General features: G+C 35.6%; 23 protein-coding genes and 1 other RNA gene. 11 read left to right on the forward strand and 13 right to left on the reverse strand.

Annotation, left to right across the window (positions count from 1 at the left end; genetic code table 11):
- Nucleotides 1–35: 35 nt before the first annotated feature.
- The 4 genes from ACH3PA_RS13185 to ssrA form a co-directional block, all read right to left on the reverse strand.
- Nucleotides 36–707, reverse strand: a complete 672-nt coding sequence (locus tag ACH3PA_RS13185; protein ID WP_416448254.1) for a response regulator — start codon at nucleotides 705–707, stop codon at nucleotides 36–38.
- 612 nt (nucleotides 708–1,319) lie between these two features.
- Nucleotides 1,320–4,574: a T9SS type B sorting domain-containing protein gene (locus ACH3PA_RS13190; protein WP_416448255.1), complete on the reverse strand. Its 3,255-nt coding sequence runs from the start codon at nucleotides 4,572–4,574 to the stop codon at nucleotides 1,320–1,322.
- Nucleotides 4,575–5,127: 553 nt separating this feature from the next.
- Nucleotides 5,128–5,382: a hypothetical protein gene (locus ACH3PA_RS13195; RefSeq protein WP_416443451.1), complete on the reverse strand. Its 255-nt coding sequence runs from the start codon at nucleotides 5,380–5,382 to the stop codon at nucleotides 5,128–5,130.
- Nucleotides 5,383–5,639: 257 nt separating this feature from the next.
- Nucleotides 5,640–6,040: a transfer-messenger RNA gene (gene ssrA / locus ACH3PA_RS13200) on the reverse strand.
- 271 nt (nucleotides 6,041–6,311) lie between these two features.
- Here ssrA and ACH3PA_RS13205 point away from each other — a divergent pair.
- Nucleotides 6,312–7,517, forward strand: coding sequence for an NAD(P)-dependent oxidoreductase (locus ACH3PA_RS13205; RefSeq protein WP_416446742.1), 1,206 nt, complete (start codon nucleotides 6,312–6,314; stop codon nucleotides 7,515–7,517).
- Nucleotides 7,518–7,592: 75 nt separating this feature from the next.
- On the opposite strand, the gene ACH3PA_RS13210 is transcribed toward ACH3PA_RS13205, so the two are convergent.
- The 7 genes from ACH3PA_RS13210 to kdsA all read right to left on the reverse strand — a co-directional run bounded on the left by ACH3PA_RS13210 (nucleotide 7,593) and on the right by kdsA (nucleotide 12,913).
- On the reverse strand, nucleotides 7,593–7,883 hold the full coding sequence (locus ACH3PA_RS13210) for a DUF2809 domain-containing protein (protein WP_416443414.1): 291 nt from the start codon (nucleotides 7,881–7,883) through the stop codon (nucleotides 7,593–7,595).
- Nucleotides 7,884–7,941: 58 nt separating this feature from the next.
- Entirely contained in the window at nucleotides 7,942–8,613 is a 672-nt protein-coding gene (locus ACH3PA_RS13215) for a DUF1361 domain-containing protein (protein WP_416443412.1), read from the reverse strand.
- A gap of 158 nt (nucleotides 8,614–8,771) precedes the next feature.
- Nucleotides 8,772–10,154: a cell envelope integrity protein CreD gene (gene creD / locus ACH3PA_RS13220; RefSeq protein WP_416443410.1), complete on the reverse strand. Its 1,383-nt coding sequence runs from the start codon at nucleotides 10,152–10,154 to the stop codon at nucleotides 8,772–8,774.
- Between the two features lie 51 nt (nucleotides 10,155–10,205).
- Complete coding sequence (locus ACH3PA_RS13225; protein ID WP_416443408.1) at nucleotides 10,206–10,934, reverse strand: DoxX family protein; 729 nt, start codon at nucleotides 10,932–10,934, stop codon at nucleotides 10,206–10,208.
- A 47-nt stretch (nucleotides 10,935–10,981) separates the two neighbouring features.
- A complete protein-coding gene (locus tag ACH3PA_RS13230) occupies nucleotides 10,982–11,275 on the reverse strand; it encodes a winged helix-turn-helix domain-containing protein (RefSeq protein ID WP_416443406.1) in 294 nt (97 codons plus the stop codon).
- Nucleotides 11,276–11,320: 45 nt separating this feature from the next.
- Nucleotides 11,321–11,959: a hypothetical protein gene (locus ACH3PA_RS13235; protein WP_416443404.1), complete on the reverse strand. Its 639-nt coding sequence runs from the start codon at nucleotides 11,957–11,959 to the stop codon at nucleotides 11,321–11,323.
- A 138-nt stretch (nucleotides 11,960–12,097) separates the two neighbouring features.
- Complete coding sequence (gene kdsA, locus ACH3PA_RS13240; protein WP_416443402.1) at nucleotides 12,098–12,913, reverse strand: 3-deoxy-8-phosphooctulonate synthase; 816 nt, start codon at nucleotides 12,911–12,913, stop codon at nucleotides 12,098–12,100.
- Nucleotides 12,914–13,076: 163 nt separating this feature from the next.
- On the opposite strand from kdsA, the gene ACH3PA_RS13245 reads away from it, so the two are divergent.
- The 7 genes from ACH3PA_RS13245 (at nucleotide 13,077) to ACH3PA_RS13275 (ending at nucleotide 19,685) form a co-directional block, all read left to right on the forward strand.
- Nucleotides 13,077–13,562 (forward strand): DinB family protein, encoded by a 486-nt coding sequence (locus ACH3PA_RS13245; RefSeq protein WP_416443400.1) that lies wholly within the window; start codon nucleotides 13,077–13,079, stop codon nucleotides 13,560–13,562.
- A 112-nt stretch (nucleotides 13,563–13,674) separates the two neighbouring features.
- Nucleotides 13,675–15,471, forward strand: a complete 1,797-nt coding sequence (gene typA, locus ACH3PA_RS13250) for a translational GTPase TypA (RefSeq protein WP_416443398.1) — start codon at nucleotides 13,675–13,677, stop codon at nucleotides 15,469–15,471.
- Between the two features lie 86 nt (nucleotides 15,472–15,557).
- Nucleotides 15,558–15,710: a type II toxin-antitoxin system RelE/ParE family toxin gene (locus ACH3PA_RS13255; RefSeq protein ID WP_416448552.1), complete on the forward strand. Its 153-nt coding sequence runs from the start codon at nucleotides 15,558–15,560 to the stop codon at nucleotides 15,708–15,710.
- 48 nt (nucleotides 15,711–15,758) lie between these two features.
- Nucleotides 15,759–16,700, forward strand: a complete 942-nt coding sequence (locus ACH3PA_RS13260; protein WP_416443396.1) for a GNAT family N-acetyltransferase — start codon at nucleotides 15,759–15,761, stop codon at nucleotides 16,698–16,700.
- A complete protein-coding gene (locus ACH3PA_RS13265) occupies nucleotides 16,700–17,836 on the forward strand; it encodes a DegT/DnrJ/EryC1/StrS family aminotransferase (protein ID WP_416443394.1) in 1,137 nt (378 codons plus the stop codon). Before ACH3PA_RS13260 ends, ACH3PA_RS13265 begins: the two co-directional genes overlap by 1 nt.
- A complete protein-coding gene (locus ACH3PA_RS13270; protein ID WP_416443392.1) occupies nucleotides 17,829–19,127 on the forward strand; it encodes an O-antigen translocase in 1,299 nt (432 codons plus the stop codon). Before ACH3PA_RS13265 ends, ACH3PA_RS13270 begins: the two co-directional genes overlap by 8 nt.
- 6 nt (nucleotides 19,128–19,133) lie before the next feature.
- Nucleotides 19,134–19,685 (forward strand): acyltransferase, encoded by a 552-nt coding sequence (locus ACH3PA_RS13275; RefSeq protein ID WP_416443390.1) that lies wholly within the window; start codon nucleotides 19,134–19,136, stop codon nucleotides 19,683–19,685.
- Here ACH3PA_RS13275 and ACH3PA_RS13280 read toward each other — a convergent pair.
- A complete protein-coding gene (locus ACH3PA_RS13280) occupies nucleotides 19,672–20,820 on the reverse strand; it encodes a glycosyltransferase (protein ID WP_416443388.1) in 1,149 nt (382 codons plus the stop codon). The two genes, ACH3PA_RS13275 and ACH3PA_RS13280, sit on opposite strands and share 14 nt — an antisense overlap.
- 39 nt (nucleotides 20,821–20,859) lie before the next feature.
- On the opposite strand from ACH3PA_RS13280, the gene ACH3PA_RS13285 reads away from it, so the two are divergent.
- Nucleotides 20,860–21,963, forward strand: a complete 1,104-nt coding sequence (locus ACH3PA_RS13285) for a glycosyltransferase (protein ID WP_416443386.1) — start codon at nucleotides 20,860–20,862, stop codon at nucleotides 21,961–21,963.
- Entirely contained in the window at nucleotides 21,960–22,355 is a 396-nt protein-coding gene (locus tag ACH3PA_RS13290) for a sugar 3,4-ketoisomerase (protein WP_416443384.1), read from the forward strand. Before ACH3PA_RS13285 ends, ACH3PA_RS13290 begins: the two co-directional genes overlap by 4 nt.
- Here the strand turns inward: ACH3PA_RS13290 and ACH3PA_RS13295 are convergent.
- Entirely contained in the window at nucleotides 22,342–23,274 is a 933-nt protein-coding gene (locus ACH3PA_RS13295) for a glycosyltransferase family 2 protein (RefSeq protein ID WP_416443382.1), read from the reverse strand. The two genes, ACH3PA_RS13290 and ACH3PA_RS13295, sit on opposite strands and share 14 nt — an antisense overlap.
- 116 nt (nucleotides 23,275–23,390) lie before the next feature.
- Between ACH3PA_RS13295 and ACH3PA_RS13300 the strand changes: the two genes are divergently transcribed.
- Nucleotides 23,391–24,503, forward strand: coding sequence for a hypothetical protein (locus ACH3PA_RS13300; protein WP_416443380.1), 1,113 nt, complete (start codon nucleotides 23,391–23,393; stop codon nucleotides 24,501–24,503).
- The last annotated feature ends 4 nt before the right edge of the window (nucleotides 24,504–24,507 follow it).

A 24,507-nucleotide genomic window follows, 5' to 3' on the forward strand; every position in this document is an offset into this window, starting at 1 on the left:
GCAATAAGGAAATTTTTAATTGTAATAAATTCATTCTAAATTATACCCAGATCTTTAGCTTTAGAAATTAATTGAACAGTTGTTCTAACCTGAAGAATTATTTTTAACGAGTTAAAATGTAACTCGATTGTTCTGAGTGCATTTGGTGTTATTTGGTTCTTCTTGAGATATTCTGCAATTTCCAAATTTGTATAACCCTCAGCACATAGTTTTATTAGCAGCTTATCATATTTGCTAATCTCTATAAGATCAGCAAATTGAAAGAGTTTCATACTTATAGTATTAGATGTGTATATTTTTCCGGTATAAACAATTTTTATTGCCTTCAAAAGGTCATTGATTTCATTAGGACCTTTTACAACAAATCCATCTATTAATTGCCTTTCATAAAGCTCTTTAATAATGCCAATCTTAGTTTCACTTGAAAGCACTATAATTTTGGTATTTATATTAAGATTACGTATTGCTTCAATTAGTTGAATTCCTGATTGTAAATTCTGTATGTTTCCATTTGTAGTAAATGATAAATTTGAAATTAGAAGTTCAAAAGGTTCATTTTTTAAATGTGCAGTTTTTATCTTTAGTAATGCTACATCACAATAATTTGTTATAAAAATTTCGTGTATACCGAGAGATTGCGGAAGTATTACCTGAAGGCCTCTAACCGTGGTCCCATGATCCTCGGCTATTAATATTTTTGTGAACATACATTAATGTTTAGCAAAATAATTCAGAATTTTTCGAGAAGACTTGTGATTCATATTAACTTACAATCTCCCTTTACTATAATCAATCAGTTATGATAAATAATTATATAGAAAGTCGAGATTAATAGATAAATTTTAAGAGGGAATAAGTGAAACTATTTTTTATTAATTACATTATCTTTAAGAATTTTAGTTAATGTATGATATTGAATATAAAATAGTTATAGAGGTTTGATAAAGTTAAATTTAAAAATATTAACAAACGTGCTTTTAATTAAAATATATTAAAAATTGCGAATATTTATTTGTAAGATATTTTAATAATAGATGTGTCTTTAATTCTATAATCAAAAATTATAATATTCTTTCAAGGTTGAAATTAAAAAAGTTGCACTCAATGAGGTACAGCTTTTTTAATAGCGTGATCTTGCGCGGAACGCCCATAATATAAAAACTCAGCGTTTAAAGATGCGGCTTAGAGATTAGTTACCGATTTAGTCTCACTTAATAAAGTTTAGCTCTTTATAAAAGGATTTATAGGGAATACAGCAGTTTAAAGACCTAGAGAAGATTTATATACTAATGAGGCCAGTTTTGATTCTTGAATTAGGATTACCTTTTTAGTGTAAAATGATTTTTATAGACTCTCCCATTGCCCAGATCTATATGAAACCAATAATCATCTGACGGCATTTGAGTGGTATTAAATGTGCCGTCCCAACCCGCACTTTGACTAGTGATTTGTTTCAACAATTTAGCATAGCGATCAAATATGTATATTTTGGCATCTGGATAGGCTTCAATTCCTTCTACTTGCCAATAGTCATTATAACCATCTCCATTGGGAGTAAATACTTTTTTATAATCTACCAGAACTACTTCTTGAGAATCCTGACCACAGCCTTCTATGTCTCTAACGGTAACTTTATAGACTCCGCCGGAAATAAATGGAAACAGTTCGCTGTTTTGAAAGTTAACCCCGTCTATACTGTATTCAAAATCCCCATCACCTGATGCCTGAATAGCTATATAATTGTTATCAGACCAGTCTGCAAAATCTATTTGCTGAATGCTGGGTGGTTCTGATCTTTTAAATTCGAAAGTATGGGAGTTGGTACACAAGATTCCATTTTTAAGTTTGCCTACGGTAAGTGTGTAAGTTCCTTCAATACTGAGATACGCCTCAGAAGAGGTTGAAATGATAGTACCCTGAGGGTCTTCCCATTGCCAGCTGTCAAATTTTTCACTGCGCGAAATTTGAAGTCCAGGTTCATTATCACAAATCACAAAATTGGCGGCAATATCCAATTCAGGCAATTCATTTATAAATAGATCTAAATTCGTTTCACTAAAGCAAAGCGGGTTTGAAATATTTTCTACACGCACCCTAATGCGTTGCGACCAAGCCGAGGTATTCTGAAAATTCGCCGGTAGCGGACTGGCTAATGTGGTTCCGTTTTCGTCAAAATAATAAATAGTCAACCCGGATTGATTCCCAATTAATTCTTCTTCAATACCCCATAGATCAAAGGTGGAATATCCATTGCCGGCATCGCACGCAAATCGTGTTTTAGGCTGATTAATTTGCGGCTTTACAGACGTGATTAAATTTAATGGAGTTTCTGCGTAGCAACCGGTTTGAGTGTTTGTTACCCGAACGGTTAAAGTTTCTGTGTTTGCGGTTGTGTTTGTATACGGGTTGGGCAAGGGATTTGCCAATGTATTCCCGCCTTCATCATAATAGGTTACAGCCATTCCAGTTTGACCGCTTAATACCTGAGTTTCGATTTGAGAGGTGTCAAAATATTCTGAAATACCGTCCTGGTTATCATCACAACCTATGAGGTCGACCAGGTTATTGGCAACGGGTAACTCATTTACAATGAGTCTAAAGGTAGATTCTGAAGAACACATGGTAATCGTATTGGTTACGCGGGCAGTTAAGACTTCCTGATCGGGTATTTTATTAGAAATAGTAGTAGGAAGGGGACTTGGTACTTGTTCACCATTTTGAAAAAACAACGATAGTTGAAGATTGGGTTGAGTATCTATTAAGGCAGATTTTAGATTGCTTATATCAAATACAGCTATTCCATCGGCATTATCATCACAAATCTGCAGATCGGGAATGGTATTGATTTGGGGTAGATGATTTACCAGAAGATCAAAAGAAGTTTCTGAATAACAGCAAGAGTTGTTTTCATGAGCTACTCTTACTCTTATAGTTTCTCTATCTTTAATAGTATTAGTAAATGGATTTGGTAAAACATTATATTTTTTTCCTGAACCATCTATATAGGAAACTACTTTATCTGTCTGTCCACCTAAAACTTGCTGCTCAATTGTGTGAACATCAAATGTTGTTGATATACCTGAACCAGCATTGGTTTCACAAGCATAAACATCATTAATGCCATAAGCTGTAGGCGGCTCTTTGACATCAATAGTTTCGGTTAAAACCTCTACGTTACCATTTTTACTGGTAACTGTTGCTGTAATGGTATAGCGACCATCCTTAGAAAAGTCATGGAATGGAGAAAGGTCTGTTGTTTGATTTAATGCCCCTGAATCTATATCGCCGAAATTCCACAAAATACTGGCCACATTTGATTCATCGTCTATACTAAACTCTTTTAAAAACTCTGAACAAATATTAGAAATATTTATTGTAAACGTATTGGAAGTATGCTTTACGTTTCCGGTAACATTAATATAATAATTAATGTCAGGCCCACCAAGGTCGATGGTAGTTTTATATTCTTGAAATGGAGGACAACCCGAAGCTTCAGACTTGATCCACGATAAATCCTTGCTTTGTTCACTTCCAGCTATCCAAGCCATTGAAGAGTAACCAGGCCGCGCCAGATTATAAACTTCAACGAGTATTCTATCTACATTAGATGGAATAGTGATTGGATTTTCAAATTCAACATTAAAAATACGAGGAAATGTGCCTGTGCCTACATAAGGTAGGTCTACAATTTGACTACTTCCTATTAAATCTGCATCTGATAATGAAATGGGAAAGTCTGCATCTATTTTATAAATATTAAACTGGATTTTAACATCAGATACACCAGTCCTTGAGAAGGCAACTTGCCCGCTCTTAATCGTATATTCTTCATTTTTTGTGATTCCAAAATCTTCCAGAATAAATGTTCTACCAAACTTTAAACCACCACCTGTACACGAGTATTGACTTGTCTCTATAACTTTGTCACAAAGGCCATTATGAGTTAAAGTAGCCTGTGAACCAAAATTTGAATGATTTATAATATCTCCAGTTACATTTATATAAAAGTTAGCATTTGGAACAGGAATATCTAGTTCTGTAGTAGGTGTGTAGTTGTAATATTTTCGACAACCTTCATACCAAGAAATGTCATTATCCTTTGCTGTTGCTGCTATAATAACAGCGGCGGAGTTTGGGTTGTAATGATCAACTACTTTTCCGATGGTAACTAGAATTCGTTCTACACCTGCCGGAACAACAATAGGTTTGCTAAATTCTTTTTGTATGATTTGTGGAGTATCCTCTATAGCAGGAACCATTATATATTCTTGAACTCCTAGCAGTTGGGGTCGAGAATCCGGGAAATTAGAATCAATACTGAAAATACTAAATTCCAAATACGCTCCTTTATAAGATTTACTAATTCCTACTTGTCCCGATCTGATAAGAAATTGGTCTCCAAGCTCTATTCCAAAATCAGAAAGATTGAAAACTCTGCTCCAAGACTCATTATAGTACTCGCAAGACGGCATACCAGAATCTACAAGAGTATTTCCAACATTATGGTTTAAAATTACTTGTGCATTTACATAATGCAAGGATAAAAAAAGAAATAATAGTAATGTTTTCTTCAAAAAGAATTTATTTGGAGTGGCAAAATAATTATTCCATTTCAAATAAAAACAGTTGTCAATACTTTAAATTGTTAAACTGACTAAAAACAGGAGGTGCTATATAAAGAGGAAGCTTGTAATTTATTGATTATTAATATTTTTGTTTCAAGAGGCATGAGAGATATTGTCATAATTTGCGCTTCGAAGCTTTCCACTTTTGTAAAGGAATTTGCCCATCCAGGTTTAACACTAATAATAAGACACAATAAATAGGCTTCCCTTGAATGGGAGCTTTTAGAATTTCTGCTAGAAGTTCAAGACATATTATCTGCTGTTTCCTCACGCTCAATCTCTGTAGTTTCAATTTCTACTTGTAAATAGCTGCTCCTAAGACATCAGAAGATTTTACTGCGTTTCTTTTCGTTCAATATTTATGGGTATTTTTATTTAAATTTGTGTGCATTTTTATTTATTTAAAAATCGATATCAACTCTATGAAAGGAAGTGCTGTAGCCGTTGTATCTGGATTCAAACCTAGTGGAGATAACTGATTAGGAAATGTATGGAGATTTTTTTATTCGATCTTAGAGAAGATTCTGTTCATACAATAGTAAGAAAATCCTGATTTACGAAGCTGAACGTTTAAACTTCTGGTATTGAGTAGGTAAAGAACTTTTATGTTGCTTTTACCATCTTGATCAATAATCTGCCCATGATTTTTTATAAAAGAGTTTGGGCTTTTTTTATTTGGTATTGATGATTGGGTAGTTTTTTGAGAGTGTAAAACACTTGCATATAAAATCAAAAATAGTAGTAATGTTTTTTTCATACGCTTATTTTAGAATATCAAGCAAAAAAATTATTCCATTTAAAAAAATCACTTAAACACTAATTAATATATAAACCCTTACAATGACATGGTTGATACATTACCTTTATTTGCATCTAGTAATAAAATTTAAAATCTTAACAGTTAAATCGCGAGACTAACCAGACAGCAATCTTAGGGATTACTTCTTGGCATAAACTTTTTTTACTGTGGTTAAATAAAAAAAGCAGCCTTAAAATAAGACTGCTGTTATAACAATGTGGAGTCGGGCGGACTCGAACCGCCGTCCAAACAAGCAATTCAATAGCTTTCTACACGTTTATTTGCCAATTAATTTTCGTGCAACATCCGGTCGGCAACTACCAAGTGAAACCTTATTCCCAATTAAATTTTGCCATCACATCAGGACCCTGCGATGACTAGGTCTACTTTTACGAAGCCACTAATTCAACCGCCGTAAACCAGGGCAGGTGAGTGGCTTCCTGCTTGCCCACCTTGTGGGCCGAGGCGTAATCCTACTGTGATTCGGATTATGCAGCTAGGGCGTAGTTATTCTCGCCGTTTAAAAAGTGTGAAACATGATATTTACGAGCTAGTGTCCCAGCGCTCGACGTGCTTACCATTCAATTAGACTCGCTGTCAAAACCAAATCGACCCCAAGTTTTAATACCTCTTATTCTACATCAAATGTAAAAATTAGAGGGTGGCAAATATAGCAACTATTATCTAGGTGCACACATCAAATAGCAAAAGCTATTCCATAGTTATCTTGGCAGGTATAAGGAGTAATTATTTTTTCTCAATTTCTGCTTTATCGCTTAAACCAAGAATATTTTTTTGTTCTTCTTAAAGTTGGTTTATGAATGAGGCGCAAAATGTTCTTTAAATCGTAATTTCGGGTGCTTTAATAAGAAAAGAATATGACTAAGATTAAATTCGGAATTATAAAAGAACGCAAGAATCCGCCAGATCGTCGTGTTGTTTTTTCGCCTGAAAAATTAAAAGAAGCTAAAAATACCTTTCCGGAGGCCGATTTTAAGGTAGAATCCTCCGATATTCGGGTGTTTTTAGACGATTTTTATCGTGCTGCAGGTATTGAAGTTGCTAATGATGTTTCAGATTGCGATGTGTTGTTAGGGGTAAAAGAGGTTCCGCTGGAAGCTTTAATTTCTAATAAAAAATATTTTTTCTTCAGTCATACCATTAAAAAGCAGGAATATAACAGGGATTTATTACGAGCTGTTTTAGATAAAAATATTGAGTTGTATGATCACGAGGTGATTGTAAAACAAAATGGTGCGCGGCTTATAGGCTTTGGTCGTTATGCGGGGTTAGTAGGCGCTTATAACGGTTTTCGTGCGTGGGGTTTGCGGTACAAACTTTGGGATATTCCTAAGGCAGAAAACCTGCCTGATCTTGATGCTTTATACGAGCAACTTAAAACTATAAAACTTCCGAATATAAAAATATGTTTAAGCGGTAGCGGTCGTGTTGCAAAAGGTGCCCGCGAGATTCTCGATTTTCTAAAAATACGCAAAGTAGGAGTACGAGAATTTCTTAATGAAACCTTTGATGAACCGGTTTATTGTCTAATTGGCGCTCTTCATTACAACAAGCGAAAGGACGGTAAAGAGGCAGATTTTAAAAGTCTAATGCAAACGCCAGAGTTGTATAAATCAAATTTTTTGCGCTTTGCGAAAGTGACCGATTTCTTTATTGCCGGGCACTTTTATGGCGATGGAGCTCCGTTTTTATTTACTCGAGAGGATGCAAAACTTCCCGAATTTAATATAAAAGTAGTTGCAGATATCTCATGTGACATTGATGGGCCGGTGGCTTCTACAATACGACCATCAACTATTGCAGAACCTCTTTATGGTTATGATCCAAACACTGAAACCGAAACCGCTTTTGACTCTCCAGGGAGTATTACAGTGATGGCCGTAGATAATTTACCATGTGAATTACCCAAAGATGCCAGCGAAGGTTTTGGTGAGATGTTTCTTAAAAACGTACTTCCAGCATTTTTTAATGGAGACAAAGATGGAGTGCTAGCCAGAGCGAAAATGACAGAAAACGGAAAATTAACTGAAAGATTCAGCTATTTGCAGGATTATGTTGATGGTAAGGAATAATTAATAAAAAGACCTGCAAGGTTTTAGAAACCTTACAGGTCTTTTCTAATTTAGATGTAAGTTTAGTCTTACAGTCTAATTTTGCCGTAGAAATTCTATTAAACCGGAAGCAACAAGTCCCAACACATACATCAATAGGTCAATATAAGAAAAACTGTGGCCTATAATTATCCTGAGCCATTTTTCGCCATGAGCGAAATCCATAGGTAGCAGTTGTAAAAATTCCAGAGTAAACGAAAATATTAATACTGCTAACAATCCCTTTAGTATTGAAATTGAACTGATGCTCATTATAAAGCAATAGATCATAATAACGACTAAAAAATCGCCCAGATACGGCCTGATAAACCTATCGTTAACGTACATAGCAATGGCAATTTCCGTAACGAACAGGAATATAAAGCCAATGAAATAATATATTTTGCTATTGCGCTTCATGCTGCGAAATACGGGATAATCTCTTCAAAAACGGCTCTGCAGCATAAAAAATCGCACTCAGAAAAATACCACAGCAAATGGTTACTGCAAATACCGGCCAGTTATTCACAGGATTTTTTATAAAAGCAAGGTTGTCACGTAAAAGTTGAATGGGATTACTCAAAATATCCCACGAATTATATCTTAAAACGCGACCTAAATAAATGCCATAACCACAAAGGAAAAATATAATTTGAGTCATGATATTTAATTGCTTCCGCGAAAATCTATAGCTGAAAAATGATCTCATTTCACAAATTGAAAGAAGCCCGGCAAAAAGTGAAGCAACGGCAAATGCAAATATGATCACAGTGTCTGCCAGCAAAGCTTGAGAATATTGCAGGTGTATAAAATCTGTAATGACATAAGGCGAGTTTGGCAAAAATAGTAACCAGATACAAACCGCTGCGATATTTAATAGATTTGATGTACTATTCCTGCTCTGCAACCACCAGACCACGATCAATGGTATTATTGCCAGAAAAAGATTCCACACCAGGAATAAATAAAAGAACTCATGTGTTATTTTGAGTTTAATGCCCAGCATGAAAATACTGGTCGCGCAGCTTAAAAATAGAACCTGCAGTGCATGAAATTTATTGATAATTAAGGTTTTCATGGAAGGATGAGGATTTTGGGGACCTGCAAGGTTTTTGAAACCTAGTAGGTCTTAATATTAGAATACATATTTTCATAGTTTAAATGTAACCCTCCCGTCTTCTCTCTGCTAGCGCGAAAGAAGCCACCTTCCCTTGATAAGGGAAGGAGCTCTGAAGATTAGATTTTTTCCTGTTCCCAGTCTATTTTTCGCGAAGCAAACATAACTCCCGTGAGAATGGCAAATAGCCCAATGCTGCCTACAAGTAAAGCGTAGCTCTCAAGCTGAATGATGATGTAAATAAAACTATATAGAGCAGATAGCGAAATAGCGATTAGAAGTGGAAACCTGAAGTTTTTTAGAATCGACCTTGAGTAAAATGTTATGAGCAGAATGACCGAAGATCCTGCAATTAAATAGGCTTTTAAAAAGCTGCTATGTTCTGAAATAGCAATTAGCAGCGTATAGAACATGATTAATGAAAGCCCTATCATCAGGTATTGAAAGGGATGAATGTAAATTTTGCTGAGCGTCTGTATCAAAAAGAAAGTAAGAAAAGTCAAACCAATTACAAGAAAACCATATTTGGCAGCGCGTTCACTTTTTTGATACTCATCAACAGGAATCATAAAATTGACTCCAAAAGCATAATCTGTAATCTGCGGTAAATAATCATATGAGGTTTGTGAAAAGGGGCGGTTTATGTCTAATATCTTCCAGTGAGCATCAAAGCCATCTGTTGAGATTTTTTCACTGTTGTAGGGCAGAAAATTGCCCATAAAATTGCTGGTTTTCCAGTTTGAAACAATTTGAGCCTCTGTGGTTTTACCTATAGGTATAAATCTAATTTGTTCACTGCCATTAATGCTGAGATTAAGAGTAAATGAGACTGCTTTGTCTCGTGGCATGTCATTAGATTTTAATGGTTTACTTTCCATTTCATGAAGTTGTAGTTTTTGAAGTTGTACTGTGTTACCCGCCTGATAATGCGTCGAAAAATGATAATTATTTTGACCAAAAGAAATCTCCACCTGATCGTTTACGCCTTTTAGATTTGAGGTTTGTAGAAGAACTCTGGCTTTATCCCAAATTATATTTTCTGATGAAATATCTTCTTCTGAGAAATCAGGAGTTGTAAAAGTACCTGTCAACACATTTTTGCTGTTAAAAACAGTGGTTTTGTATATGCCTCTGCTCTTTATCTCAGGATTTACTTTGCTATTGATCGATAGTTCTTCAGGAAAGAAATATGCATATTTTATTTGTTCTATTTTTTCTGTTGTAATTTCTTTCGTTTTAGTGTCCGTTGTAGATTTTTCATTGTAAGTTTTGTACGGCACTTTTAATACGGGGCCGTAAATAAGTACTTCGCTTCCCCATTTATCATTGATCTCAGAAACAACATCTTTCTGTCTTTGTGCACGCTCTTTTATAAGATCTTTAACAAAGAATAAGGGAATAAGTAAGATGAGGGTAAGAAAACCCACCATTAGCATTCTTGCAGTAATTGAGTTTTTAATCCAGCGGCCTATCTTATTGATAGATGATTCAGTTTGGTTCATAATATAGAATTAAAGTACTTTGAATTTCAAAGTTTATGAATAAAAAAAATTTTAATGTTTATTAATTATATTATCTGCAGCAGCTTCGTATTGCTTAAGGCATTTATCCAGCGGTTGGCCGTTTATATGTATGCAGTTACAGAATTCAGCTCCGGCTGAGGAGCGGTTAGTTCCTTTAAATTGTGCATTGCAGTCGCCTAGTGTGTTTCTGGGTATGACTTCAAAAGCATTAACAGCGAATGCGGTAACACCTACTAAAGTGATTGCTACAAACGTGAAAAAGGTCCACGGGAATTTCTTATTAAGTTCTTGTTTGGGCAGAGAAGCAGGGAGTGACTTTGCTTGTAATGGTAAAAGATATTTTACCCGGTCAAAGTGCCACCACAGCAAGTACAGGCAGGCAATTACCATAAGGGGTGAAGTGAACAATGATCCTTCAAACCGTACCGACCAGGAAAGTATACAGATATTCAAAATGATTGGGAGATAGATAATAACTCCTAAAAGTACCGTACGCGGAATAAGCAAAAAAACACCTGCTACGATTTGCATAATACCAATAAAAGTGTAATAATAACCCGTCTCAAAAAGAGCCTGCAGGTAATGCCCCATAGGCTGATTGTTATGCAAATCGGTAAAGCGCTCATCAATAATTTTAACATAACCAGGAAAAATAAAACCTATCGCCAGAGCAATTCTGGTAAAAAGAGTAAACAAGAGCAGCCACCAATTTTGTCTGAACCAAAGGTGTAGATTATCAAGTTTTTGTATGGTATTCATTTGAGTCATATAAAGTACTTTGAATTTCAAAGTAATGAATAAAAAATTTATTGGTTTATTAGTTTTTCTAAAGCTTCTATATGTTTACTAAAAGCCTCACGACCACTTTTAGTGGCGATATAACGGGTATTGGGTTTGCGGTTAATGAATGATTTTTCTACTACAATATAATTCTCTTTTTCCAGGGCTTTTGTATGACTTGCGATATTTCCATCTGTGGCACCCAGTAATTCTTTAAGCATATTAAAATCGGCATATTCATTAACCATAAGTATGCTCATAATACCCAGGCGTATACGATGGTCAAAAGCTTTATTTATATTGCTGATTATATTTTTCAATCCTGATTTTTAAAAACTGCCTTATTTAATGCAAAAATCGCTTTTTTAAGCCGATTTTCGGTCGTATTTGTTGTACATGATGATACCGTAAATTATATGAAGCACCCCAAAACCCAGTGCCCAAAAGTATAGACCGTAACCTATAAATTGAGTCGAGATAAGTCCTAAAAAGACATTGATTAATCCAATATATTTAATGTCACCTACGGTGTATTTACTAGCATTAATGAGAGCCAGACCATAAAAGAGAAGGGTAGCAGGAGCAACAAGAACTACAACTCCGTATTGCACGAGCACAAGGCAAAAAAGGCCACCACTAAATAACGGGATGCAAAAACCGGCAAGTAAGCGCTTGCTTGTTGAGGTCCATATTTTCTCATTATTCTTTCTGGCTTTTTTAGTGGTAAGTACAATCGCGGTGAGTGTTGCTAATACCATTACACTTGAGGCAATGAGTATAAGATCAGTTACAAGTTGTTCTGAAATAGCATAAGTTGTCACATCATCATAATTACTATAAATGGTATCGTAGTAACTAAGATAATACTTGGCTAATGCAGCACCCACTAGTGCATAAATACCAGCCATTATTCCGGAAAGTCCGCTTAAGGAAATAAACCGCGAAGAGCGATTCATCATCTCCTTAATGTCTGAGATATCCTTAAGATAGTTTTTTGCTTCCATATTAAAGTACTTTGAATTACAAAGTAAAGTAAAATATATGATATGATTATAATTATTTTTTAATAATAAAAAGCCCTGATAATTCTCAGGGCTTATGATATATAATGTACGTAAACGTTCAAAAATAAGAATAGAATTCTATTCAGCAACAACTCTTCTAATCGCTACAAGTTTAGTTAATAAACCTTCAAGTAAATCAAGATTAAGCATATTAGCACCGTCACTTTTCGCATTAGCGGGATCAAAATGAGTTTCAATAAAAAGACCGTCTACTCCGGCTGCGATCCCTGCTTTTGCCATTGTACCTATCATTTCCGGTCTTCCCCCGGTTACACCACTTGACTGGTTAGGCTGTTGTAAACTGTGCGTAACATCAAGCACGGTGGGGGCAAACTGGCGCATTGTGGGGATGCCTCTAAAATCTACAATAAGATCCTGATAGCCAAACATAGTCCCGCGATCTGTTACCATAGCTTGTTGATTACCGGTTTCTGTAACTTTAGTCACAGCATGTTTCATACTTTCGGGGCTCATAAATTGGCCTTTTTTCAGGTTCACAACTTTACCAGTTTCCGCGGCAGCGACGACCAAGTCTGTTTGTCTTACCAAAAATGCAGGAATTTGCAGTACATCTACATATTCTGCAGCCATGGTTGCATCTTGTTCTGTATGAATATCTGTAACTGTAGGTACGTCAAAGGTTTCAGATACCTTACGTAAGATCTTGAGCGCTTTCTCATCGCCTATACCCGTAAAACTGTCAATGCGGCTACGGTTAGCTTTTTTAAAACTGCCTTTAAAAATGTATGGAATACCTAAATTATCGGTGATTTTGACGATTTTTTCGGCGATTCTTAATGCCATTTCTTCACCTTCAATTGCGCAAGGGCCGGCTAAAAGAAAGAAATTATTAGTATCTGTATATTTTATTCTGGGTATAAGATCAAGTTTCATTACTTCAATATTTAGACGGTAAATTTACATTTTTTTCAGCAAGGAATATCTTGTTACTAAGAATCTATACATCTATTCTAAGATTTTACATTTTGTTAAAATGTAATTCTATTCTCGAGATTTTAATAAACGTATCTTGATAACTATTATCTAATACTTTTTTATGAAAATACGTGAACTGCTTATTCCTGAACTTGAGCACGAAGTGGCATTAACCGAAAAGTTTCTGGATCGTATCCCAAAGAATAAAATGAACTGGAAAGCCCACAAAAAGTCAATGACGTTGCAACAGTTGGGAAGCCATTTAGCTGAAATACCTTGGTGGATTACAGGAACAATGTCTAGAGATGAAATGAATATGGATGATTATAAACCACCGCTTAACAGTTCGCCAAAAGAGATGATTCAGGTTTTAAAAGCCGCCGCAGCAGATGCAAAAGCAGCTATGGAAGTTGATGATGCAGAATATGAAAAACCATGGAGAATGATAAAAGGAGGGAAAGTAGTTCTTGAGATGTCTAAATATAAAGTCCTGCGATATGTGGTTCTTAATCAAATACCACATCACCGTGCACAACTGGGAGTTTACCTGCGATTACTGGGAGAATCTGTACCATCAACTTATGGTCCCTCTGCAGATGAGCAATAAAATTTTAGCCTAAAAACCTGCAGGTTTTGACATACACAAAACATTTTTAAATAGATAGCTAATTATCCGTTAATTACCACTATCTTTGCGCCCTCTAAAAAAGGGTATCCTTATGAACATCAAAAACATAGCTATCATTGCGCACGTTGACCACGGTAAAACTACGCTGGTAGATAAGATAATGTACCACTGCCAACTTTTTCGTGAAAACGAAAATACGGGTGATCTAATTCTAGATAATAACGATCTTGAACGTGAGCGTGGTATTACTATTACTTCAAAGAACGTATCTGTTAATTACAAAGGCACTAAGATCAATATTATTGATACTCCTGGTCACGCCGACTTTGGTGGTGAGGTAGAGCGTGTACTTAATATGGCAGATGGTGTACTACTTCTTGTAGATGCTTTTGAAGGACCAATGCCACAGACGCGTTTTGTACTGCAAAAAGCGATCGATCTTGGTCTTAAACCTTGTGTGGTAATTAATAAAGTAGACAAAGAAAACTGTACTCCTGAAGAAGTTCACGAGAAAGTTTTTGACCTGATGTTTGAATTAGGTGCCGAAGAATGGCAGCTTGACTTCCCAACTGTTTATGGTTCTGCCAAAAACAACTGGATGAGTGATGACTGGAAAAATGAAACTGATAATATTGAGCCTTTGCTTGATATGGTTATAGAGCACATTCCTTCTCCTGTTATTAAAGAAGGAACTACTCAAATGCTTATTACTTCATTAGACTTTTCTTCGTTCACAGGTCGTATTGCAATAGGCCGTTTACAAAGAGGAATTTTAAAAGAAGGCATGCAGATATCTCTTGTAAAAAGAGACGGAAGCATTAAAAAATCTAAAATAAAAGAACTTCACACTTTTGAAGGTTTAGGCCGCATGAAAGTTGAAGAAGTTCAGGCAGGTGATATTTGTGCACTTGTAGGTCTAGAAAGTTTTGATATAGGCGATACTGTTGCAGATATTGAGAACCCTGAAGCATTAAAATCAATCGCAATAGATGAGCCTACAATGAGTATGCTTTTCACAATTAACGATTCTCCATTTTTTGGTAAAGATGGTAAATTTGTGACTTCACGTCACATTAAAGATCGTCTTGCAAGAGAACTTGAGAAAAACCTGGCTCTACGTGTTGAAGATACAGACAGTGCAGATAAGTTCATGGTATTTGGCCGTGGTGTACTTCACCTTTCTGTTCTTATCGAGACTATGCGCCGTGAAGGTTACGAGCTACAGATAGGTCAGCCACAGGTTATCATCAAAGAAGTTGATGGTGTTAAATGTGAGCCGGTAGAAGAACTTACTATTGATCTACCAGAGAATGTTTCTGGTAAAGCTGTAGAAATGGTGACTATGCGTAAAGGTGAGATGCTAAGCATGGAAGCTAAAGGTGATCGTATGGTGTGTGAATTCATGATCCCATCACGTGGTATCATCGGTTTGCGTAACCAGTTGCTTACCGCTACTGCAGGTGAAGCAATTATGGCACACCGTTTTAAAGAATATCAACCGCTTAAAGGTAATATTCCAGAACGTAATAACGGTTCTCTTGTTTCTATGGAAAAAGGACAGGCAATACCTTACTCTATAGATAAACTTCAGGATCGTGGTAAGTTTTTCGTAGATCCGGGTGAAGATATTTATGAAGGTCAGGTAATTGGCGAGAACAGCCGCCAGGATGATATGACTGTGAATATCACTAAAACCAAAAAACTTTCTAACGTACGTTCTTCTGGTGCAGATGATAAAGCAAAGATCATTCCTGCTATAAAATTCTCTCTTGAAGAGGCTTTAGAATATATTCAGAAAGATGAGTATGTTGAGGTAACTCCTAAACATTTACGTTTAAGAAAGATCTATTTGACTGAAAATGATCGTAAGCGTAATAAGATAAACTAAGAAAAATCGGTTTAAAACCAGTAAAAAGCCTCCTTTTAGGGGGCTTTTTCGTTGTATAAAATGAAATTTTAAATTTCACTAATGTTCTGGGAAAAAACTATGATGAAATCACACAGAATTTGTTTGGAATAAAAGCTAGTAAACACATAATCTTTTATAAAATTATAGATGATAATTATGTGGATATTATAAGAATTTTGCACGAGCGAATTGAATTGAAGAAAAGAATTACCGAATAACACTACTCGTTGCTTTTTCGTATTTTCACTTTAATAAATACTAAGCATTTGTCCGGCTATCAGATAAAACGTTATACTCCTGCACATAAAGCCCAATGGGATAACTTTATAAAAACTGCAAAGAATTCCTCTTTTCTACACAAAAGAGATTTTATAGGCTATCATAAAGACAGATTTGAAGATTTTAGTCTGTTGATTTTTAGAGACGAAAAATTACTTGCCGTCATACCTGCCAATAAAGAAAATAAAACGCTCTACTCGCATAAGGGACTAACGTATGGCGGAATTATCCTTCCGGATGGAATTGGTTTTAAAAAGGTAAAATTCATTTTTGAAGCCTTTCTTGCTTTTCTTGAAGAACACAATTTTGAGAGTCTGGTGGTAAAATGCATACTGGAGTTCTACACAAAATTACCGTCACGAGAAGTAGAACATCTTATGTTAACAAAAGGAGCTAAAGTTATAAGTAGCGAGCTTAATTATGCTGTTGATTACGAGTTGCCAGACACGACAAGTAGTAAAAAATTAAGATATTTTAGAAAGAATGAAAATCGCGATTTTACCATAAAAGAAGGTGATTTTGAGGGTTTTTGGGGAGATATTTTAGTGCCCAGATTGTCATCTCGTTTTAATGCAAAGCCGGTTCATACTTTAAGTGAAATTCAAAGTTTAAATAAGTTATTTCCAGAACATATTAAGCAGTTTAATCTTTACCATGATGAAAAGTTGTTAGCCGGTATCACTGTTTTTATAAACGATAAAATAGCAAAGGCGCAATACGCAGCTACTTCGCCTGAAGGCGAAAAAATGCGAGCTATGGATCAACTTTTTATATTTCTCATTAAAAAATACAGAGAACTGAATTTTGAGTATTTTGATTTGGGCACCGTAAAAGGAGGGAAAGAACCTTATAATTTTGGTCTCATAAAACAGAAAGAAGAATTAGGTAGCGTTGCTTTTTTACAGCAAACCATTAAACTTAAATTATAATGGTTCCCTTTTTTGATCTTAAGAAAATAAACCTGCGCTACCAAGCTGAGCTCATCAGCGCCACTTCTGGTTTTTTAGATAAAGGGCAATACATTCTGGGTAATGCTGTGTCTCAATTTGAAGATGAATTTGCTCGCTATTGCAAGACGCAATATTGCGTGGGTGTGGGCAATGGTCTTGATGCTCTGCGACTCATTTTAGAAGGGTATAAAATATTAGGAAAATTGAAAACGGGAGATAAAGTCCTCGTAGCGGCAAATAGCTATATCGCTACAATTTTAGCGATAAAACAAGCAGGTATGATTCCCGTATTTGTAGAAACTGAAGCAAGATTGTTCAATTTTGATGTTGAAAAATTACAGCAGATTCAGCTTGATGGGGTCAAAGCCGTTTTTGTGACGCACCTTTACGGTCAGTTAGGTCCTATAGAAGATTTAAAAGCTTTCGCGAAAGCTAATGATCTATTATTAATTGAAGACGCAGCACAAGCACACGGCGCCCGATTTTCAACAGAAAACAGCGAAAATTCACTAAAAACCACCGATTTTTTAGCTGGTTCTTTGGGCGATGCCGCAGGTTTTAGCTTTTATCCTACTAAAAATCTTGGTGCGCTGGGCGATGCGGGTGCAATCACAACAAATGATAAAGAACTCGCAGATATTATTAAACAGCTGCGTAATTATGGTTCTTCAACACGATATATCAACGATTATTTAGGGTTAAATTCAAGACTTGACGAGCTACAAGCTGCATTTTTGAGCATTAAATTAAAAACGCTTGATGCAGATAATGAGAAGCGCATAACTATTGCTACCCGTTATTTAACCGAAATAAATAATGAGCAAATTAAGCTTCCATTTTATGCAGGAGATGAAAGTCATGTTTTTCATTTGTTTGTGGTGAGGGTCGAGAATAGAGAGCGCTTTATTAAACATTTAAATCAATTTAAGATTGGTTCTTTAATTCATTATCCTGTTCCGCCTTATAAGCAAAAGGCACTTGCAGAATACAATCATTTAAACTTTCCGGTTACAGAGAGATTAGCAGATGAAGTTTTGAGCATACCTATAAGCCCGGTAATGTCTCACGAAGAAGTGACTGAGGTTATAGATTGTATAAACGCTTACCATGTTTAAGTATCTAAAACAGGTAATAGGTGCAAATGCACTTCTTAGGTTGACATCGTACAATGCGATGGCTGTTTTTGTACGGATTGTAACTGGTTTAATTACTTCAAAATTGATCGCTTTTTATCTTGGCCCACAGGGAATGGCGCTTCTTGGTGAATTGCGCAACTTTCTCTCTTCGGTACAAAGCGTTTGTACGTTAGGTTTTCTTGATGGTGTTGTAAAATACGTGTCTGAATTTAGGACCAATAAAAAGGAACTAAAAAAAATACTTTCTACCGCTTACTATGTGGGTTTTATAGGAGCGATCCTCACCGGTTTTACTTTGTACATAGGCGCTTCTTATTGGAATACACTCATATTTAAAAACGACTATGATTTTACCTACATTTTTGAGATCATGGCTTTTAGCGTTCCTCTTTATGCGCTCAATATGTTTTGTATCGCAATACTAAATGGTTTTGCTAAATATAAGATCATAATACAGCTGAATATTGCTACAAATCTTATAGGTGTCTTTATCACAGCAGCGCTCATTATTTTCTTTAATATAGACGGCGCTTTTCTCGCAGCGATCCTGGTGCCGGCAATCGCTTTGGTTCTCACGATAATTCTAATTATCAACAGGAAGAATTTTATAAAATATATAAAGACTGAAAAAATAAGCAAGGCGTACATTATTAAGTACAGTTCATACATGGCAATGACGGTTTTCTCGAGTATGGTCTCGCCATGGGTTTACATCGCTATTCGTCGCAGGATTATCGATACAGATGGAATAGAAAATGCCGGACTTTGGGATGCGATGCTGCGCCTTTCTGATTATTATCTCATGTTTGTAACCACAATTCTTACGCTTTACATTTTGCCAAAATTATCGCGTTTACAGACCGATATTGCTTTTAGGCGTGAGATATTCAATTACTACAAAACAATATTACCGCTCTTTGCGGGTGGATTGATAGTTATTTATTTCTTACGTGGGTTGATCATAAACTTGCTGTTCACGCCTGATTTTCTGGCAATGAAACCCATTTTTATCTGGCATTTGCTGGGTGATCTTATCCGGGTGGCATCTATAGTTTTGGGATATCAATTTATCGCAAAGAATATGCTTAAACATTTTATAATTACCCAGATCATATCACTCTCTGTGATTTACTTTAGCAGTGTTTATTTTATAGATCAATATGGGTTTGTGGGGGCATCAATGGGGCACGCGTTTAGTTTTGCATTTCACTTGCTAATGATGTTGTTCATTTTTAGAAAACAATTATTCTTTAAATTACAGCCAGAATAAGTTGTTATGTTGCATAAAATCCTGAAACATTACCGCATTTTTAAATACCGCTGTCTTTCTGAAAAGATAAGCGTTAAAGGCGATTTTATATGCCACCAGCCGATTTTATTTAAAGGCAAAGGAAGAATTGAAATAGGAAACAGGGTAGAAGTAGGAATTTATAATTCGCCAAATTTCTACAATACGTATGCTTATTTAGAAGCACGAACAGAAGATTCCGCTATTTTTTTTGGAAACAACATCCATATAAATAATAACTTTTCTGCTATTGCTTTTAAAGCAAATATTGAGATTCAAAATGATGTTGTAATTGGTTCAAACTGCAGAATCATAACAAGTGACTTTCACAATTTAGAAGCCAAAAATAGAAATACAGAAGTAACAGGAAAAAATGTAATTATTGAAAGAAACGTGTTCATTGGCGATAATGTAACCATTCTTAAAGGAGTGAATATAGGTGAGAATTCTGTGATAGGTAGCGGAGCTGTTGTTACAGGCAATATCCCAAAAAATACTGTGGCAGCAGGAAATCCAGCTCGGGTTATTAGAAATCTTTAAACTTCTGTTGATTAATAGTTAACCATGCATTGAGATAAGTCTGTGCTACATCTTTATAATTGTGATGTTCTTCAATAAATTTTCTAGCGTTGTTAGAAATTTCTACGATTCTTTCTTGATCTTCAATCAGGTTTTTCAGCTTATTGTAAATAAAATCTGCATCAGGAATAACATGTATGGCTACAGAATCTGACTCTAAAATATAATGGGCACAAAACGCTTCCCCGGCGCCCGTAAAAACAACTTTGCCCTGTGCCATAGCCTCTAATGCATTATAACCCTGATCAAGCGCATACACCTGATCTAGTACAATGTGAGCTTCTTCATATTTCTTGATGTATTCCAGATACGGCAAATCTTTAACAGTAGCAATTATAACCTTGTCAGCATATTCTGCAGCTATTTTTTCTAAAGCTTTTTCAAAGAAGTCATTTCCTTTTTTATGATAATTTACGGCGTTTATACCGTGAAAAATGACGATTTTCTCAAGCGGTGGCAATTCCTGCTTAGGCAATCTGTCTGTATTTACAGGGTTTGCAATCATCCCAAAATAATCGCTTCTGCCCTGATAAACCGTATGATAATCAAGATCTGAAGTAATAATCATATCTTTTAATTCAAAAACCAGATCGTGCAAACGCCGGTGCTTTTTGGTTAGGTTTCTTTCGCTATAAGCGAAACCAATATCCTTATGAATTCGCGATGGGTGATATGGTATTTTATCAAGATTGCTCATAAAAACATAATCATCACCGCAACCCAAAACGACCAGTCTTTTGGTCAGGTTTCGTAATTTCCTGATGAGTTTTTTTTCCAGAAAGTAAGGAGTGTCCAGCGGGTATTCATTAATGAGCTGAATGACGTCAAATTGCTGCATTTTACGCAAAACGAGCCAGGACCGTAGCGCAGTTTCAAATAATGCCAAATCTATTTTAGTCACTTTAAAAACAGCCTGCCTCAAATAATTAAGAAACTTATTATCCTGACAAAACTTCCCGCGCACATTAATATCTGCAGGAAAACGCTTAAAAGCATCACCCGTGGCGAGAAGCGTAACTTCGCATCCCAGCGCCTGTAAACCTTGTTTAAGGGAATTGTGCAGATTGCTATATTCTCCCACAAGGAGTATTTTCATGAGTTTAATTGTATTTTAGACGGTCAAGATAAAGATTTAGTGACAGAGCAAAAGAAAAAAGTTTGCATATTGGTAGAGCAATTAGGCAAAGGCGGGGCAGAACGTGCTGCAGGTATTCTTTCTGGTATGTTACACGATCGTGATTTTACAGTTTATGTGGCAACTATTACCAGCCTTATAGAATACCCTTACAGCGGTAAACTTATTGATCTGGGAGTTTACAAAAATGACAAGAACGACATTTTTGACAAGTTTAAACGTTTTAGAAAATTTGCCCATTTTCTAAAAACAGAACAAATCGATATCGTTATTGATTACAGAATGCGGCAAAGCCTCATCAAAGAGTTTTTGATCTCAAAACTACTCTATAGATCTGTTGAAGTTATTTACACCGTTCACAGTTATAAAATCTCGTATTATTTTCCGCTGCAGCGAAAGCTTACAAACCTGCTTTACAAGAAGGCTTTTTCTATAAACACGATTACCAGCGGAATTAAAGAACGCATTGCAAGTGAGTTTAAGCTGACGAATGTTTCGGTTATTCCCAACGCTTTTAATTTGGTGCAAATAGAAAAACTTGCTACTGCGCATTGCGATATTAAGCAGCCATTTATTCTCGCGGCTGGCAGGATGGATGACGATATAAAACAGTTTGATAAACTTATCGAAATCTACGCTACAAGTGAATTACCACAAAACGGAATTTGCCTGGTAATTTTGGGAAAAGGTGCTTTACAGAATTCACTTAAAGCGCTGGCTGCGAAATTGAACATTAGCGAAATGGTAATGTTTAAAGGATTTCTGTCTAATCCTTTTCCGTATTATAAAAAAGCGATGTTCTTTGTGCAGTGTAGTAAATTTGAAGGTTTCCCAATGGTGATGTTAGAAAGTCTGGCTAGTGGTACTCCTGTAATTGCTCTCGATTGTAAAACAGGACCGGCAGAAATTATCAATCACAATATTAACGGATTGCTCTTGCCTTACAATGATTTTAAGGCTCTGCGTGATGCGATGAATAAGTTGATTAATGATCCCGATTTACTTGATAAATTAAGTAAAAACGCTAAATCAAGCGTTGCTAAATATTCAACCGAAGCAATTATCCTGCAGTGGGAAAACCTGCTTAAAACAGCTAAAAAATGACCGTAAAGCGCATAAAACTGCCTAAAATAAAGGACCGTCGTGGCAATCTTTCTGTAGTTGAGAAAGATGTAATTCCGTTTGAATCTAAACGCGTTTACTATTTGTATGATGTGCCCAGTGGCGCGAGAAGGGGAGGTCATGCCCATAAAGAGCAGCACGAATTTTTAATCGCTTTAAGCGGAAGTTTTAATGTCATCATTGATGACGGCAAGACCAAAACCAGCTACACTTTAAATAAACCAGACGAAGGTTTGCTCATACCCAGCGGTTTCTGGCGTGAGCTTGAAGATTTTTCTTCTGGAGGAATTTGTCTTGTGCTTGCTTCTGCAGAGTTTCTGGAGGATGATTACATTAGGGATTATTCAAATTATTTGAACTTTAAAAGCTTGTAACCCGCCTACCGCGTAAAATAAGTTGTCTTTTAATCTTTTTTAACCAAAGCAATAAAAATCGGGGTGTTTTGAGTAAAAATCGCTGTTTTGGGGTCAAAAGCTCCATTACTAATTGATCTCTAATTTTAGAGAATGCAGTCATACTTCCTTCCGCTTTGTAATTCATCGCCAGAAAGTAGCGCTCTATATTGATGTACTTTTTTAACGAAATATGCTCAGGATTTTTAGAGAGATATTTCTCAAAAGCAGTTACATTTTTGCTGCTTATATGGTCTTTTGTGATCTGGTTTTCAGAATCTCTTCTGTATAAACAAGTGGTATGGTTGTGAAAGGCAAACTGATATTTTAAATGCACTCTAATGAAGAAATCTACATCCTCACCATAGTTAACAGTAACATCAAAGCGATTAGTATTTGCCACTTCTTTTTTAAATGCAAACGAACTGGGAACTGCGAGTGGCTGGTTTAAATTGCTTTCAAAAAAGTTTGAAATAACTCCTGTTTTAAAGTGTGCAGGGAGATTGTATTGCGGTTTGTTTGTGTTTCCGTTTGGGTAAAGTTCTTCATAGCGCGTAGCAAACAAAGAAGCTTCCGGATTGTGGCGGGCTAAATTATCAATTACTTGTAAATGGTCTTTTAACCAAATGTCGTCTGCGTCTAGCAAAGCTATTATTTCGCCTTGAGCTAAATCTATCCCGTGATTTCGTGCATGTGAGAGTCCGCTATTTTTTTGTGTGACTATTTGTATTCGCTTGTCCTTAAAACCTTGTGCAATCTTGAGACTTTTGTCTGTTGAGCCGTCATTTATGATGAGAATTTCATAATTTGAAAATGACTGTTTCAAAACACTTTCTATTGTATTTGCAATAAAATGTTCTTTATTGTAAAGCGGAATGATAACACTAAAGCGCAGCGTCATTTAAATTTGTAGATTACAGTATCTTTATAACAGACTAATTTGTTCTTTTAGCCTATTCAATTTAATTTTTACAAATATAGCTTAATCATAATTGCTAATCTTTTAGTTAGTTCAGGATGTCTGGTACAGAGTTAAATATTGTTTCTTTTGAAAATCCGTATCCACCAGATTATGGCGGTGCGATCGAGGTTTTTTATAAATTGAAAGCGCTGCATAAACAGGGCATTGTGATCTATCTGCATATTTTTGTAGAGAATAGAACAGATTATAGCGGACTCAAAAAATACTGCAAACGTGTTTACACATATTCAAAAAATAAAACCTTCACCAGTTATTTAAGCCTAAGGCCGCTTTCGGTTAAATTTCGTACCAATAAAAAACTGGCAGATAATTTAAAAAGAAACAGCGCCCCCATACTTTTTGAAGGTTTACATACAACTGCGGTTCTCAATAAGCATGATTTTAAGGAAAGAAAATTAATAATGAGAGCTCATAATATTGAGCACCATTATTACCGTGGTTTGGCAGGCAGCGCTACCAATCTGTTTTATAAATACATGCTTACTTATGAGGCTCACAAATTTAGCAGGTACGAGAAAATTGTAGATAAGGTAGATCATCTTCTTACGATTTCTAATCATGAGTTTGATTATTTTAAAGAAAACTATAAGCCCAATTGTCATTATATCCCGGCTTTTCAGAGTTATGATACCGTGAAAAAGCTATCGCAGTTTGGTGAATATGCGCTTTATCATGGTGATCTTTCAATCATTGATAATTTACGTACCGCCAGATTTTTTATAGAAATTTTTAGTGAGTTAGATTTTCCGTTAATAATTGCCGGCAGTAAGAATATGCGCATGTTGATGAAAGAAACGGCAGAATACAGTAACATAAGTTGTAAAAGAATAGAATCAAGATCTGACCTGCAACATCTCTTTGCGAAATCACATATCAATCTGTGTTATTCTTTTCAGCGATCTGGCACCAAGCTAAAAGTAGTTCACGCACTCTATGAGGGCAGACATTGTTTAGTAAACAAAAATGTAATAGATGAGCAATTGATCCTTGATCAATGTACGGTTGCAGAAAGTAAAGAGGAAGTGATTGCTGCAATACAAAAATTTCAAAAATCACCTTATAAATTCAATACAGAGCGACAAGAAGCACTTGATAAGGTTTTTAATACAGAAGTAAATGCGCGTAAAATAATCGCTCTTTTAGGTTGAAAAT

This window comes from Leeuwenhoekiella sp. A2 (assembly GCF_047946655.1).
Taxonomy (GTDB): Bacteria; Bacteroidota; Bacteroidia; order Flavobacteriales; family Flavobacteriaceae; genus Leeuwenhoekiella.